Consider the following 14,930-nt stretch of genomic DNA (forward strand, 5'->3'; position numbering starts at 1 on the left):
ATGAGTTATATTAATGAATTAGGGGAAAAAGCTAAAAAATCTAGTCAGACCTTATGGAGATTAGGGACAGCACAAAAAAATCACTTGTTAAAACAAGTCGCCAATCATTTGGTTGCACAGACCAGTTATATTTTAACTGAAAACTTACTTGACCTTGAAAATGCGGCAGCAAATGGAATTACCTCCATCATGGTGGATCGTTTACGTTTAGATGCCAATCGTATTGAAGCTATGGCTGAAGGACTGCGCCAGGTTGCTGACTTAACAGATCCTATTGGTGAGGTGGTACGCGGCTATACTAATCTTGATGGGTTGAAAATTGTTCAAAAGCGTGTGCCTTTAGGGGTTGTTGGTATGATTTTTGAGAGTCGTCCTAATGTGACCGTTGATGCCTTTAGCCTTGCTTTTAAAACGAGTAACAGCATTATCTTGCGTGGTGGCCGTGATGCGATCAATTCCAACAAGGCTTTGGTCAATATTATTCGTCAAACTCTGGAGAGTGAAGGAATTGATCCTAATGTTGTTCAGTTGGTAGAAGACACGAGTCATGCAGTGGCTGAGGAGATGATGCAAGCTGTAGATTACATTGATGTCTTAATTCCACGTGGTGGTGCGGGGTTGATTAATCGTGTGAAAGAAACCGCAAAGGTTCCTGTTATTGAAACAGGGGTTGGTAATGTTCATATTTATGTTGATGAGTCTGCAGATCTTGAGATGGCAACAAAAATTGTCATTAATGCTAAAACGCAGCGTCCAAGTGTCTGCAATGCTGCAGAGAGTTTGGTGGTGCATGAAGCAGTTGCCTCATCATTTTTACCAAAACTTGAGAAAGAAATTGCCAAGGTGCATGAGGTGGAGTTTCGAGCTGATGAGAAGGCAGCAGCTATTTTTGAACACTCTAAACCAGCTTGTGAAGAGGATTTTGCTACAGAATTTTTAGACTATATTATGTCGGTTAAGGTGGTTTCAAGTTGTCAAGAAGCAATTGATTGGATCAATACCTATACTAGTCACCATTCAGAGAGCATTATCACACAAAATCTCAAGCAAGCAGAAGCTTTTCAAGATCAAGTGGATGCCGCAGCTGTTTATGTGAATGCCTCTACACGTTTTACAGACGGCTTTGTCTTTGGACTAGGTGCAGAAATTGGGATTTCAACACAAAAAATGCATGCTCGTGGGCCTATGGGATTGGAAGCTTTGACCAGTACTAAATTTTATATCAATGGTGAGGGGCAAATTAGAGAATAAGCCAAAGACACGTTAAGGGGTTAGTAGGATCTAACCTCTTTTCTTTTTCTATCTCTAAAAAATTATGGTAAAATAGAGGTTATGACAAATGAATTTCATCATATCACAGTCCTGTTGCATGAAACCGTAGATATGCTTGATATTAAGCCTGATGGGGTTTATGTTGATGCCACTTTAGGAGGAGCAGGACACAGTGAGTATTTATTAGGAAAATTAAGTGAAAAAGGACACCTTTATGCCTTTGATCAAGACCAAAAAGCGATTGACAATGCTAACATTCGTCTAAAGCCTTTTATTGAAAAAGGACAGGTGACCTTTATCAAGGATAACTTTAGACATTTAAAGGCCCGTTTGGCTGAAAAAGGGGTGACAGAAATCGATGGTATTCTCTATGATCTAGGAGTTTCTAGTCCTCAGCTTGATGAGCGTGAACGTGGATTCTCTTATAAAAAAGATGCTCCTTTAGACATGAGAATGAACCGTGAGGCAAAATTAACAGCTTATGATGTTGTTAATGGCTATGACTATCATGATTTGGTACGCATTTTCTTTAAGTATGGTGAGGATAAGTTTTCAAAACAAATTGCTCGAAAGATTGAACAGGCGCGTGCGGTTAAACCAATTGAAACAACAACAGAGTTAGCTGATTTGATTAAATCAGCTAAACCTGCAAAAGAGTTGAAGAAAAAAGGACATCCTGCAAAACAAATTTTTCAAGCCATTCGAATTGAGGTGAATGATGAGCTTGGGGCGGCGGATGAGTCTATTCAACAAGCCATGGATTTATTAGCTGTCAATGGTCGGATATCAGTGATTACCTTCCATTCCTTAGAGGATCGTTTGACCAAGCAACTTTTTAAAGAAGCTAGCACAGTTGAAGTACCAAAGGGACTGCCATTTATTCCAGATGATTTGAAACCTCGTTTTGAGTTGGTTAATCGTAAGCCGATTTTACCAAGTCAAGAAGAGTTGGATTTCAATAACCGAGCCCATTCAGCCAAATTAAGAGTAGCCAAAAGGGTAATAAAATGAGTAGAATAAATAAAAATGAAAGGCAAAATCAAGCTGTCTTAAGAGTCATTGAACACCGAGTCAAAACCTTTTCTAGAGTTGAAAAGAGCTTTTATGGTGCCATCGTTTTGACAGCGATTACCTTAGCTATTAGTGTGATTTATTTACAAAGTCGAAATTTGCAACTTCAACAAGAAATTACTTCTTTAAATAGTCAAATTTCAGATCAACAGACTGAGGTTAATAATGCCAAGCAAGAAATCAATGAATTAAGTCGCTATGATCGCATTGCACAAATTGCCAATCAAGCTGGTTTGAGTGTTCAAAATGATAATATTCAAAAGGTGGAATAGGTGATGCGAAGATTAAAAAAATATTTTTTGGATTTTTCAGTTAAAAACCGTCGACAGCCGGCTCGAAATAGAGAACAGGTAGGGAAGTATCTGATTTATCTCTCTGTCATTATCCTGTTTGTTTTTATTGTCAATTTTGCGATTATTATTGGAACAGATACCAAATTTGGTGTTGATTTGTCAAAAGGTGCCCAGGCCGTTTATCAAACTACCCGTACGGTTCAAGCTAAACGAGGGACTATTTATGATCGTAGTGGTAATCCTATTGCTGAGGATTCTACAACCTATAGTGTTTATGCTATCATTGATAAAACCTATGTTTCAGCATTGAAAGAGAAGTTATATGTCCAAGCTTCCCAGTATGATACAGTCGCTTCTATTTTTAAGCAATATTTAGATATAGAAGAAGATTATGTACGAAGTCAACTCTCCCAAAATAATCTGACACAAGTTTCTTTTGGCAATAAAGGTTCAAACATTACTTATAGTACCATGAAGGAGATGTCTGATGCTTTGGAAAAAGCTGGTATTAAGGGAGTAGCCTTTGATACCAGTCCTGGACGAATGTATCCTAATGGAATGTTTGCTTCTGATTTTATTGGTTTAGCACAACTCCAAGAAAATGAAGATGGCTCAAAAAGCCTTGTCGGTTCAACAGGTTTAGAAGCTTCTATGGACAGCATCTTGTCTGGGACAGATGGACAAGTGACTTATCAAAAAGATAAGAATGGTAACACTTTACTTGGAACGGCAAAAACGGTTCAAAAGGTAGTGGATGGTAAAGATATTTACACCACGATTTCTGCTCCAATTCAAACTTACTTGGAAACCCAGATGGATGTTTTTCAGGAAAAAAGTAATGGTAAGCAAACCAGTGCAACCTTAGTGAATGCTAAAACAGGTGAAATTTTAGCAACGACTCAGAGACCAAGCTTCAATTCAGATACTAAAGAAGGATTGGACAGAGAAGATTTTACTTGGCAAAGTCAGCTTTATCAAACTAACTACGAACCAGGTTCGACCTTAAAAGTGATGCTGCTAGCATCTGCTATAGATGAAGGTGTCTTTAATCCTAATGAAGTCTTTAACAATGCTAGCTTAACGATTGCAGATGCTACGATTAAAGACTGGTCTGTTAACAAAGGGATTTCAACGGGAGAGTACATGACCTATGCGCAAGGGTTTGCCTTTTCTTCTAACGTTGGGATGACGAAGCTAGAGCAAGCTATGGGAAATGATAAATGGTTAACCTACCTTGCTAAATTTAAATTTGGTTTCCAAACACGGTTTGGAATGGGTGGAGAAGCCTATGGTTTACTGCCGTCTGATAATTATGTCTCTATTGCGATGAGTTCTTTTGGGCAGGCGATTGCGACAACACAAGTTCAAATGTTACGAGCATTTACAGCTATTTCAAATGATGGTGTTATGTTGGAACCTAAGTTTATTAGTAAAATTTATGATCCCAACACTAATACGACACGCGCAGCTCAAAAAGAGATTGTCGGTAATCCTGTTTCGGCAGAAGCCGTATCAGAAACATTGCAGTATATGGTGACCGTTGGAACGGATCCTACTTACGGTACGCTTCAAGCGGATGGTGTTCCCATTATTCAAGTAGGGAATGAATCTGTCGCTGTTAAATCAGGAACGGCAGAAATTGCTGCTGAGGATGGATCAGGTTATTTAAAAGGTGAAAATGACAATATTTTTTCTGTTGTGGCCATGGTTCCGTCAGATGAGCCTGATTTTATTATGTATGCAACTGTCCAACAGCCTGAGACTTGGAGTGAAATGTTCTGGCAAGATGTGATCAATCCTGTTTTAGAAGAGGCCATGTTGATGAAGGATTCTTTACAAGAACCTGTTGCAACACCAAAAGCAGAACAAACTAGCTATCAGTTAAAAGACTATATTGGTGAAAATCCAGGTGATGTTGCGGATGAATTACGTCGAAATCTTGTTCAACCTATTGTTTTAGGAACTGGAACAAAAATTAGTAAAATTTCAGAGGAAGTAGGAACAAATCTTCCAGAAAATAAACAAATCTTAATTTTAAGTAATACCTTGACAACGCTTCCTGATATGTATGGTTGGACTAAGCAAAATGTTGAGACTTTTGCTAAGTGGACTGGTATTGATATCAAAATTAAAGGCAGCTCAGGTCGTGTTATCAAGCAAAGTAAAGATACAGGAACAAAAATAAAAGACCTTAAAAATTTAACAATAACTTTAGGAGAATAAGATGTTATCAAGTTTAACGGCAGGAGCGGTAGCCTTTCTTTTAACGCTACTGGTGATGCCATTCTTTATCAAATTTTATCAAAAGGCTAAAATTGGTGGCCAACAAATGCACGAAGATGTTAAGCAACATCAAGCTAAGGCAGGAACACCGACAATGGGTGGTGTTGTTTTCTTGTTAGTCGCTATTGTGGTGAGTTTTGTGTTTGCAGCTAGCATGAAGATGCTGACAGGTGGCGTTTTAGCGATTTTATTTATCTTATTGCTTTACGGTGTGGTAGGATTTTTAGATGATTTTTTAAAGGTCTTTAGAAAGATTAACGAAGGGCTCAATCCAAAACAAAAATTGGCTCTCCAGCTTATAGGTGGTCTAGTCTTTTACCTTTCGCATGTTAATGCGGCAGGTGGAGGTGAGCTGAATGTTTTTGGACATGTCATTAATTTAGGTGTGCTTTACCTTCCTTTTGTTTTATTTTGGCTTGTTGGATTTTCTAATGCGGTCAACCTCACAGATGGTATTGATGGGTTGGCCTCTATATCGGTTGTGATCAGTTTAGTAGCGTATTCTATCATTGCTTTTGTAGATCATAAGTATGATATTTTACTGGTTTGTATCACTATGATTGGAGCGTTATTAGGCTTCTTTGTGTATAATCATAAGCCTGCTAAAATCTTTATGGGAGATGTGGGGAGTCTGGCTCTTGGAGGGATGCTAGCAACGATCTCTATTGCGCTTCGTGTGGAGTGGACCTTGTTACTAATTGGTCTAGTGTATGTGATTGAAACTTCTTCAGTGATGTTGCAAGTTAGCTATTTTAAATACACTAAAAGAAAATATGGAGAAGGGCGTCGTATCTTTAGGATGACTCCTTTCCATCACCATCTTGAGTTGGGAGGTCTAAGTGGCAAAGCACAGAGATGGAGTGAGTGGAAAGTAGATGCTTTCTTGTGGACACTTGGTCTAGTTTCTAGTCTTTTAGCCCTAGCTTTATTGTATCTATAATCAAAAGCACCGAGAAATCGGTGTTTTTTGCTATTTCTTTCTCTTTAGTGTTATAATAGAAGAGAATGAAAAAAGAGGTTACATTATGACATTTACAAAATTTAAATTTAAAAACTATATCAAAGAAGCTTTGGAGGAACTAAATTTTAAGGCTCCCACGGAGGTACAAGAGAAATTGATTCCAGTTGTCCTTTCAGGACGTGATTTGGTAGGGGAATCAAAGACAGGATCAGGAAAGACGCATACTTTTTTACTTCCAATTTTTCAAAAGATAAATGAAGATTTAGATCAGGTTCAGGTTGTCATAACAGCGCCTAGTCGTGAATTAGCCACGCAAATTTATTTAGCTGCTCGTCAGATTGCAGAAAAATCAGAAACAGATATTCGTGTGGTCAACTACGTTGGAGGAACGGACAAGCTACGTCAAATTGAAAAGTTAAAGGCTAGTCAACCTCACATTGTGATTGGAACTCCAGGTCGTGTCTATGATTTGGTGAAATCAGGTGATTTAGAGATCCATAAGGCCCATACTTTTGTAGTTGATGAAGCAGATATGACACTTGATATGGGATTTTTAGATACCGTTGATAAGATTGCTGCTAGCCTACCAAAAGATGTTCAAATCTTGGTCTTTTCAGCGACAATCCCACAAAAATTACAGCCTTTCTTGAAAAAATATTTAACTCATCCAGTGATGGAGAAAATCAAAACGTCAACGGTCATTGCAGATACCATTGATAACTGGCTGATTTCTACTAAGGGACGTGATAAAAATGCTCAAATTTTATCTATTTCAAAAGTTCTTAATCCCTATGTTGCCATGATTTTTGTTAATACGAAAGAACGAGCAGATGATTTACATAGTTTCTTAGTTGCAAATGGTCTCAAAGTTGCGAAAATCCATGGCGGTGTGCCACCACGTGAGCGCAAGCGTATTATGAATCAAGTTAAAAACTTGGAATTTGAGTACATTGTAGCAACAGATCTTGCTGCACGTGGAATTGATATTGAAGGTGTCAGTCATGTGATTAATGATGCTATTCCACAAGATCTTTCCTTCTTTGTTCATCGTGTAGGGCGAACAGGGCGAAATGGTTTGGCGGGAGTAGCGATTACGCTTTATCAACCAAGTGATGACTCCGATATTCGTGAATTGGAGAAGATGGGAATTAAGTTCGTTCCTAAAGTTTTAAAAGATGGTGAGTTTCAAGAGACCTATGATCGTGATCGACGAGTTAACCGTGAAAAGACGCGTGAAAAATTAGACACTGAGATGATTGGGTTGGTGAAAAAGAAAAAGAAAAAAATCAAGCCAGGTTATAAAAAGAAAATTCAGTGGGCTGTGGATGAAAAACGCCGTAAGACTAAGCGTGCAGAAGCCCGTGCTAAAGGACGTGCTGAACGTAAAGCTAAGAAACAAAGTTTCTAAAGGTGATATAAAAATCTTATCACGGCGATAGATAATAAGTATTATACAGACCTTTTAGGACATGATAAACTGGAAGATATTATCATTTGGGAGAGTATCTTATGACGATGAATCAGAAAGTTCTAAAAGGTTTAACTATTTTATCAGCTTTAACACTAGGTGTTTTAGCTTATGAAACAGCAGGAGCAAGTACCAAGACCATCACGGTTGCAACAGATTCGGATACAGCTCCTTTTACTTATAAGAAAGACGATCAGTTTAAAGGCTATGATATTGATGTGGTGAAGGCGATTTTTAAAGATTCTAAAAAATATACGGTTAAATATGAGACTGTTGCCTTTTCTTCCATTTTAACAGGCCTAGATGCAGGACGTTACCAATTAGCTGCAAATGATTTTAATTACAATGCTGAGCGTGCTGAGAAATACATTTTTTCAGATCCTATTTCTAAATCCAATTATGCCATTGCATCAAAAGATGGGACAAGTTATGATAGTTTAGATGATTTGTCTGGAAAATCGACAGAAGCCTTGGCAGGTTCTAATTATGCACAGGTGCTAGAAGATTGGAATAAAGAGCATGCCGATAAAAAACCAATTGAAATCAACTATGTGGCTAGTTCAACAGCTATTTCAACACGTTTACAAGGAGTAGAGACAGGAAAGAGTGACTTTATCTTGTATGATGCTATTTCTTTAGATTACATCATTGATGATCAAGATCTTGATTTGGATACCACAGCTTTGAAAGACAGTGTCGGTGGTGATAAGGATGGTTTAGAATACCTCTTATTTTCAAAAGATGAAGAAGGCAAAGAGCTTGCTAATTTTGTTAACCAACGTTTAAAAACGTTAAAAGAAGATGGAACACTCAAAAAACTCAGCATCAAGTATTTTGGTGATGATTTTGTCTCAACCTTAAAATAATATCTAGATAGGGAGAAAACATGACGCTTTTTTTAGCAACTGGCTGGTATGACAAGCTACTTGAAAAAATACCAGATGGACAATTATTTAGTTGGCGAGCAGTTTTTGATGCTTTGCCGACCATTATTGAAAAATTACCAACAACTTTGGGCTTAACTTTAGCTGGGTCACTATTTGGTCTTTTGCTGGCTTTATTATTTGCGATTGTTAAAATCAATAAGGTTAAGTTTCTTTATCCTATTCAAGCCTTATTTGTGAGCTTTTTACGTGGGACACCTGTTTTGGTTCAGTTGATGTTAACCTACTATGGTATTCCTCTTCTTCTGAAAGCGATGAGACAGAAATATGGATTGGATGTTAACATTAATGCTATTCCAGCAGAAGTTTTTGCAATCACTGCCTTTGCTTTCAATGAAGCGGCCTATACCAGTGAAACATTGCGTGCGGCGATTCAATCTGTCAATCCTGGAGAAATTGAAGCTGCAAGGAGCTTAGGGATGACCTCACAACAAGTTTATCGACGTGTCATTATTCCTAATGCAGCTGTTGTCGCAACCCCTACCCTAATTAATACTTTGATCGGCTTGACCAAAGGGACATCTTTGGCTTTTAACGCAGGGATTGTCGAGATGTTTGCCCAAGCACAAATTTTAGGTGGTTCTGATTACCGCTATTTTGAACGGTTTATCTCTGTTGCTATTGTATATTGGGTTGTCAGTATTGTGATTGAGCAAGTTGGTCGCTTAATTGAAAAGAAAATGGAAATTAAGTCTCCAGACCGTCTTGCTAATCATCCAGTAGGGGAGGTACGTTAATGATTACCATTTCAAATTTAACCAAAGAATTTTCTGGGCAAAAAGTTTTGGATAATCTTAATCTTGAGATTAAAAAAGGGGAAGTAGTTGCTCTAGTTGGTGCTTCAGGTGCAGGGAAATCCACTTTTTTAAGGTCCATGAACTACTTAGAAAAGCCGGATTCTGGATCGATCAAAATTGGTGATTTTTCAGTAGATTTTTCCCAAATTAGCAAAGAAGATATTTTAGTCTTACGTCGTAAATTAGCGATGGTTTTCCAACAATTTAACTTATTTGAACGTCGTACGGCACTAGATAATGTTAAAGAAGGATTGAAAGTGGTCAAAAAACTATCTGATGAGGAGGCGACTCGTATCGCCAAAGAAGAGTTAGCCAAGGTAGGCTTGTCAGATAGAGAAAACCATTATCCGCGTCACCTATCTGGTGGACAAAAACAAAGGGTCGCCCTAGCACGTGCTCTTGCGATGAAACCTGATGTTTTGCTCTTAGATGAGCCCACATCAGCACTTGATCCAGAATTGGTGGGCGAGGTAGAAAAATCTATTGCAGATGCAGCAAAAAGCGGTCAAACCATGGTCTTGGTTAGTCATGATATGAATTTTGTTCGTCAGGTAGCAGATAAGGTCTTATTTTTGGAAAAAGGTCATATTTTGGAGCAAGGAAGTCCAGATGAGATTTTTGATCATCCTAAAGAGGATCGAACCAAAGAATTTTTTGCTAGTTACAAAAAAACCTATATTTGATATAATGGGGGCTGAGACAATTGTCTTGGCCTTATCATTTGTGTTTAAAGCACTTAAAAGTAAGGTGATTTTTAACTGAAAAGTATGGGAGAAGGCATGTTAACAGAGATTTTAAGCCTTTATTTACAAGGTTTGCTATCAGCCGCTATTTTTGTGGTCGTGATTTTAGCCGTTTGGACAGCTTATCGGATGTTGCGAAAAATGGACAAAACGGTCAAAGAAAGACAAGCTTTTTTATATGATATTCTTTTAATTGCTATTATGACAATTCCTATCTTATCATTTGCTTTTACAGGGATTATATTGATGTTAAAAGCATAAGGCTTGCAAAAAATAAAAAGAATGTTTAAAATGTAGAACATCTATAGTCAAAGAGGAGAAAGAGATGTACGATACAATTGTGATTGGTGCAGGTCCTGCGGGTATGACAGCTGCCTTATATGCTGCCAGATCTAACCTAAAAGTGGCTACTTTAGAGCAAGGAGCCCCAGGTGGACAGATGAACAATACATCAGATATTGAAAACTATCCTGGTTTTGAAATGATTTCTGGGCCAGAGCTTTCTATGAAAATGTATGAACCACTTGAAAAGCTGGGTGTCGAAAATCTTTATGGTATTGTGGAAGCCATAAAAGACGAAGGGGACATCAAGAAAGTCATCACCTCAGATGCTACTTATGAAACGAAAACCGTGATTATTGCGACAGGTGCGAAACATCGCTTACTGGAAGTTAAGGGTGAGGATACCTATAGTAGTCGAGGAGTTTCTTATTGTGCTGTGTGTGATGGTGCTTTTTTTAGAAACCAAGATTTGTTGGTGGTAGGAGGTGGTGATTCTGCGGTTGAAGAGGCACTTTTTTTGACCCGCTTTGCCAATAAAGTTACCATTGTCCACCGTCGCGATGCCTTGCGAGCTCAAAAATTATTGCAAGATCGCGCTTTTGCGCATGAGAAGATTGATTTTATCTGGGATTCAGTAGTTGAAGAGATTAAAGGAAATGATCTGAAAGTTACCAGCGTTGACATTAAGAATGTGAAAACTGGTGAGGTGACAAATCATGAATTTGGTGGTGTCTTTATCTATGTTGGTTTAGATCCAGTTTCTAACATGGTAGCTGATTTAGACATTACAGATGAGGACGGTTGGATCATCACAGATGATCATATGAGAACGAACCGTAAAGGAATTTATGCGATTGGTGATGTTCGTCAAAAAGATCTTCGCCAGATCACAACAGCTGTGGGTGATGGAGCTATGGCTGGACAGCAGGTTTATCAATTTATTGCAGGATTAGATTAAATCTTAACATAAAGCAGGAGAAGGCTACAAGCTCCTGTTTTTTGTTTAGGAAAAAAGGATTAGAGGGAACTTTCAGCTTGAAACTTAAATTTATGCTATAATAGTAGCATTAGATTAAAGGAGTGAGTCATGTATTTAGATGACAGTTTAACCTTGCATACTGATTTATACCAAATCAATATGATGCAAGTCTATTTTGAAAAAGGAATGCACAATAAAAAGGCGGTTTTTGAGGTTTATTTCCGAAATCAACCATTTAAAAATGGTTATGCCGTATTTGCTGGGCTGGAACGTGTGGTACGCTATTTAGAAAACTTAAGATTTACAGAGCAAGATATTGCTTATCTTCATGATTTAGGTTATCGTGAAGATTTCCTTGATTACTTGCGTCATTTTCAACTAGAGTTATCAGTAAGGTCTGCTAAAGAAGGGGATCTTGTCTTTGCTAATGAGCCCATTATGCAAATTGAAGGACCATTAGGGCAGTGTCAGTTAGTTGAAACGGCTATTTTAAACATTTTGAACTTTCAAACTCTGATTGCGACAAAAGCTGCAAGGATTAAATCTGTTATTGGTGATGAGCCTTTACTTGAGTTTGGTACACGGCGTGCGCAAGAAATGGATGCGGCGATTTGGGGGACACGAGCAGCAGTTATTGGTGGAGCAGATGCTACCAGTAATGTCCGTGCAGGCAAACTATTTGATATTCCTGTTTCTGGAACACACGCTCACTCTTTTGTTCAAGCTTATGGAAACGACTATGACGCTTTTAAAGCTTATGCAGAAACCCATCAAAATTGTGTCTTTTTAGTGGATACTTATGACACTCTTCGTTTAGGAGTACCTGCTGCCATCAAAGTTGCTAAAGAGTTTGGTAAAAAGATTAACTTTAGAGGGGTTCGTATTGACTCAGGAGATATGGCTTACATCTCTAAAAAAGTTCGTGAACAACTAGATGAAGCAGGTTACACTGATGCTAAAATTTATGCTTCTAATGATTTGGATGAAAATACCATTTTAAACTTAAAGATGCAAAAGGCTAAGATTGATGTCTGGGGTGTCGGAACCAAACTGATTACAGCTTATGACCAACCCGCTTTAGGTGCCGTTTATAAAATTGTTTCTATTGAGGATGACAATGGTGAGATGCAAGATACCATCAAGTTATCAAGTAATGCTGAAAAGGTTTCAACCCCAGGGAAAAAACAAGTCTGGCGGATTACTAGCCGTGCCAAAGGAAAGTCTGAGGGAGACTATGTGACATTTGATGGTGCAGATGTGACACAGCTTGATGAGATTGAAATGTTTCATCCTGTTTATACCTATATTAACAAAACTGTTACAGACTTTGATGCTGTACCGTTATTAGTTGATATTTTTGATAAGGGAACCTGTGTTTATACTTTACCGAGTCTAAGCGAGATTAAACAATATGCACGTCAGGAATTTGATAAACTTTGGGATGAGTATAAGCGTGTCTTGAACCCGCAACATTATCCTGTTGATTTAGCGCGTGATGTTTGGGAAAATAAAATGAATTTGATTGATCGCATCAGAAAAGAAGCCTATCAAAAAGGAGATCTAGAGTGAGCTTACAAGAAGAAATTATCAAAGAATTAGGGGTTAAGCCAGAGATTGACGCTAAAGAGGAAGTTAGAAAGTCAATTGATTTTTTAAAAGCCTATATGCTAAAGCACCCGTTTTTAAAAACCTATGTTTTAGGAATTTCAGGTGGACAAGATTCCAGTTTAGCAGGACGTTTGGCCCAGCTAGCTATGGAAGAGCTACGTCAAGAAACAGGAGATGACACTTATCAGTTTATTGCTGTTCGCTTGCCATATGGCATTCAAGCTGATGAGGCAGATGCCCAGCGCGCCCTTTCCTTTATTAAACCTGATGTGAGTTTAACAGTTAATGTTAAGGCAGGTGTGGATGGCGCTGTGGCTGATTTAGCACAGGCGGGAGTTCTAGTTTCTGATTTTAATAAAGGTAATATAAAAGCTCGTATGCGTATGATTAGCCAGTATGCTATTGCTGGTGAACATAAGGGAGCTGTGATTGGAACAGATCATGCTGCGGAAAATCTGACGGGATTTTTTACAAAGTTTGGTGATGGTGGTGCCGATATTCTTCCCCTTTATCGTTTAAATAAACGCCAAGGGAAACAATTATTAGTAGAGCTTGGAGCTGATCCTGCCCTTTATGAAAAGGTGCCGACTGCTGATCTTGAAGAAAATAAACCAGGGATTGCAGATGAGGTCGCTCTCGGAGTGACTTATCATGATATTGATGATTATCTAGAAGGTAAAACAGTATCACAAGATGCCCAAGAAAAAATTGAAGCTTGGTGGCATAAGGGTGAACATAAGCGTCACTTGCCTATTACTATCTTTGATGATTTTTGGAAATCATATTAAGGGATTAGCAAATGCTAGTCTCTTTTTCTTTTAAAGAGTATAATAAAGATAAGACAAAGGAGGAATTTATGTTTGAATTAACATCATCATTTACAGATCGTTTATTTGACAATTATGAGGCCAATGCGAAATATCAGGCAATAGAAAATGCTGTAACACATAATGGTCTTTTGAAGTCGTTAGAAAATCGTCAGTCTAGTATTGAAAATGATTATGTCTTTTCACTGGATGTTACAAAAGATTCTGTTACCAATCAAAAGGCTTCTGGGCGTTGTTGGATGTTTGCTGCTTTAAACACTTTTCGGCACCAACTGATTAGTGATTATCAGCTGGAAAATTTTGAGCTTTCTCAAGCACACACTTTTTTCTGGGATAAGTATGAAAAATCAAATTGGTTTTTAGAGCAGATTATAGCCACAGCAGACCAAGAGCTATCTAGTCGTAAAGTAAAATTTTTACTAGATGTTCCGCAACAGGATGGAGGCCAGTGGGATATGGTTGTTGCTCTTTTTGAAAAATATGGTGTGGTTCCCAAATCCGTTTATCCAGAATCAGTTGCTTCTAGCAATAGCCGTGAGCTTAACCAATATCTTAACAAGCTGTTACGACAAGATGCGCAGATTTTACGTGACTTGGTTGCAAGCGGAGCTGCTATTGAGATCCTACAAGCTAAAAAAGAAGAGTTATTACAAGAAGTTTTTAACTTTTTAGCAATGACTCTAGGATTGCCTCCTCGTCACTTTAACTTTGCTTATCGGGATAAAGATAATCAGTACCATTCTGAAACAGATATCAGCCCTCAAGAATTTTATAAAAAGTATGTCGGGCTGAAGTTATCTGATTATGTGTCTATTATTAATGCTCCGACACAGGATAAACCTTACAATCAATCTTACACGGTTGAATTATTGGGAAATGTCGTAGGTGCCCCAAGTGTTCGTTACCTTAATGTTGAAATGAAACGTCTTAAAGAACTCGCTATTGCTCAAATGAAATTGGGTGAAACGGTTTGGTTTGGCTCAGATGTGGGACAATCTAGCAATCGTCAAACAGGAGTGATGGCTACTGGAATATATGATTTCACCTCCAGTATGGATATTGAACTAAAACAAGATAAGGCTGGTCGTCTTGATTACAGTGAGAGTTTGATGACACATGCCATGGTTCTTGCGGGTGTTGATTTAGATGAAAATGGACAAGCGCTTAAGTGGAAGGTAGAAAATTCATGGGGAGAAAAGGTCGGTGACAAAGGTTATTTTGTTGCCAGTGATGCTTGGATGGACCAATACACTTATCAAATTGTGGTAAGAAAAGATCTTCTGACAGCTGAAGAGTTAGCAGCTTATGAAGCAGCACCGATTTCTTTAGCCCCTTGGGACCCTATGGGAGCTTTGGCTTAATGTCTAAAAATCGTTTGATTTATCAGTTTTACCTGATATAA

General features: G+C 38.1%; 14 protein-coding genes. All 14 read left to right on the forward strand.

Features of this window, described 5'->3' with window-relative positions; genetic code table 11:
• The 14 genes from ACQRDX_RS00835 (at position 1) to pepC (ending at position 14,889) form a co-directional block, all read left to right on the forward strand.
• Positions 1–1,251, forward strand: coding sequence for a glutamate-5-semialdehyde dehydrogenase (locus ACQRDX_RS00835; RefSeq protein ID WP_427893701.1), 1,251 nt, complete (start codon positions 1–3; stop codon positions 1,249–1,251).
• 81 nt (positions 1,252–1,332) lie between these two features.
• Complete coding sequence (gene rsmH, locus ACQRDX_RS00840) at positions 1,333–2,283, forward strand: 16S rRNA (cytosine(1402)-N(4))-methyltransferase RsmH (RefSeq protein WP_354369459.1); 951 nt, start codon at positions 1,333–1,335, stop codon at positions 2,281–2,283.
• Positions 2,280–2,615 carry a cell division protein FtsL gene (ftsL, locus tag ACQRDX_RS00845; RefSeq protein ID WP_427893699.1) on the forward strand — a complete coding sequence of 112 codons (336 nt, stop codon included), beginning with the start codon at positions 2,280–2,282 and terminating at the stop codon, positions 2,613–2,615. The genes rsmH and ftsL overlap by 4 nt, the downstream gene beginning before the upstream one ends.
• Positions 2,616–2,618: 3 nt before the next feature.
• Positions 2,619–4,859, forward strand: a complete 2,241-nt coding sequence (pbp2X, locus tag ACQRDX_RS00850) for a penicillin-binding protein PBP2X (RefSeq protein ID WP_427893697.1) — start codon at positions 2,619–2,621, stop codon at positions 4,857–4,859.
• Between the two features lies 1 nt (position 4,860).
• Positions 4,861–5,859, forward strand: a complete 999-nt coding sequence (mraY, locus tag ACQRDX_RS00855) for a phospho-N-acetylmuramoyl-pentapeptide-transferase (RefSeq protein WP_427893695.1) — start codon at positions 4,861–4,863, stop codon at positions 5,857–5,859.
• Between the two features lie 85 nt (positions 5,860–5,944).
• Positions 5,945–7,288: a DEAD/DEAH box helicase gene (locus tag ACQRDX_RS00860; protein WP_354369451.1), complete on the forward strand. Its 1,344-nt coding sequence runs from the start codon at positions 5,945–5,947 to the stop codon at positions 7,286–7,288.
• Positions 7,289–7,395: 107 nt separating this feature from the next.
• Positions 7,396–8,214 (forward strand): transporter substrate-binding domain-containing protein, encoded by an 819-nt coding sequence (locus ACQRDX_RS00865; RefSeq protein WP_354369467.1) that lies wholly within the window; start codon positions 7,396–7,398, stop codon positions 8,212–8,214.
• A 20-nt stretch (positions 8,215–8,234) separates the two neighbouring features.
• Positions 8,235–9,029 carry an amino acid ABC transporter permease gene (locus tag ACQRDX_RS00870; RefSeq protein ID WP_354369449.1) on the forward strand — a complete coding sequence of 265 codons (795 nt, stop codon included), beginning with the start codon at positions 8,235–8,237 and terminating at the stop codon, positions 9,027–9,029.
• Positions 9,029–9,772 carry an amino acid ABC transporter ATP-binding protein gene (locus ACQRDX_RS00875; protein WP_427893692.1) on the forward strand — a complete coding sequence of 248 codons (744 nt, stop codon included), beginning with the start codon at positions 9,029–9,031 and terminating at the stop codon, positions 9,770–9,772. Before ACQRDX_RS00870 ends, ACQRDX_RS00875 begins: the two co-directional genes overlap by 1 nt.
• Positions 9,773–9,868: 96 nt before the next feature.
• Positions 9,869–10,093, forward strand: coding sequence for a DUF4059 family protein (locus ACQRDX_RS00880; protein ID WP_354369445.1), 225 nt, complete (start codon positions 9,869–9,871; stop codon positions 10,091–10,093).
• Positions 10,094–10,157: 64 nt separating this feature from the next.
• Positions 10,158–11,072, forward strand: a complete 915-nt coding sequence (gene trxB / locus ACQRDX_RS00885) for a thioredoxin-disulfide reductase (protein WP_354369443.1) — start codon at positions 10,158–10,160, stop codon at positions 11,070–11,072.
• Positions 11,073–11,201: 129 nt separating this feature from the next.
• Positions 11,202–12,662, forward strand: a complete 1,461-nt coding sequence (locus ACQRDX_RS00890) for a nicotinate phosphoribosyltransferase (protein ID WP_354369442.1) — start codon at positions 11,202–11,204, stop codon at positions 12,660–12,662.
• Positions 12,659–13,489 carry an ammonia-dependent NAD(+) synthetase gene (nadE, locus tag ACQRDX_RS00895; protein ID WP_354369440.1) on the forward strand — a complete coding sequence of 277 codons (831 nt, stop codon included), beginning with the start codon at positions 12,659–12,661 and terminating at the stop codon, positions 13,487–13,489. The genes ACQRDX_RS00890 and nadE overlap by 4 nt, the downstream gene beginning before the upstream one ends.
• Positions 13,490–13,557: 68 nt before the next feature.
• Positions 13,558–14,889: an aminopeptidase C gene (gene pepC / locus ACQRDX_RS00900; protein WP_427893688.1), complete on the forward strand. Its 1,332-nt coding sequence runs from the start codon at positions 13,558–13,560 to the stop codon at positions 14,887–14,889.
• Positions 14,890–14,930: the final 41 nt, after the last annotated feature.

The organism is Streptococcus sp. SGI.013, from assembly GCF_050315295.1.
GTDB lineage: Bacteria > Bacillota > Bacilli > Lactobacillales > Streptococcaceae > Streptococcus > Streptococcus porcorum.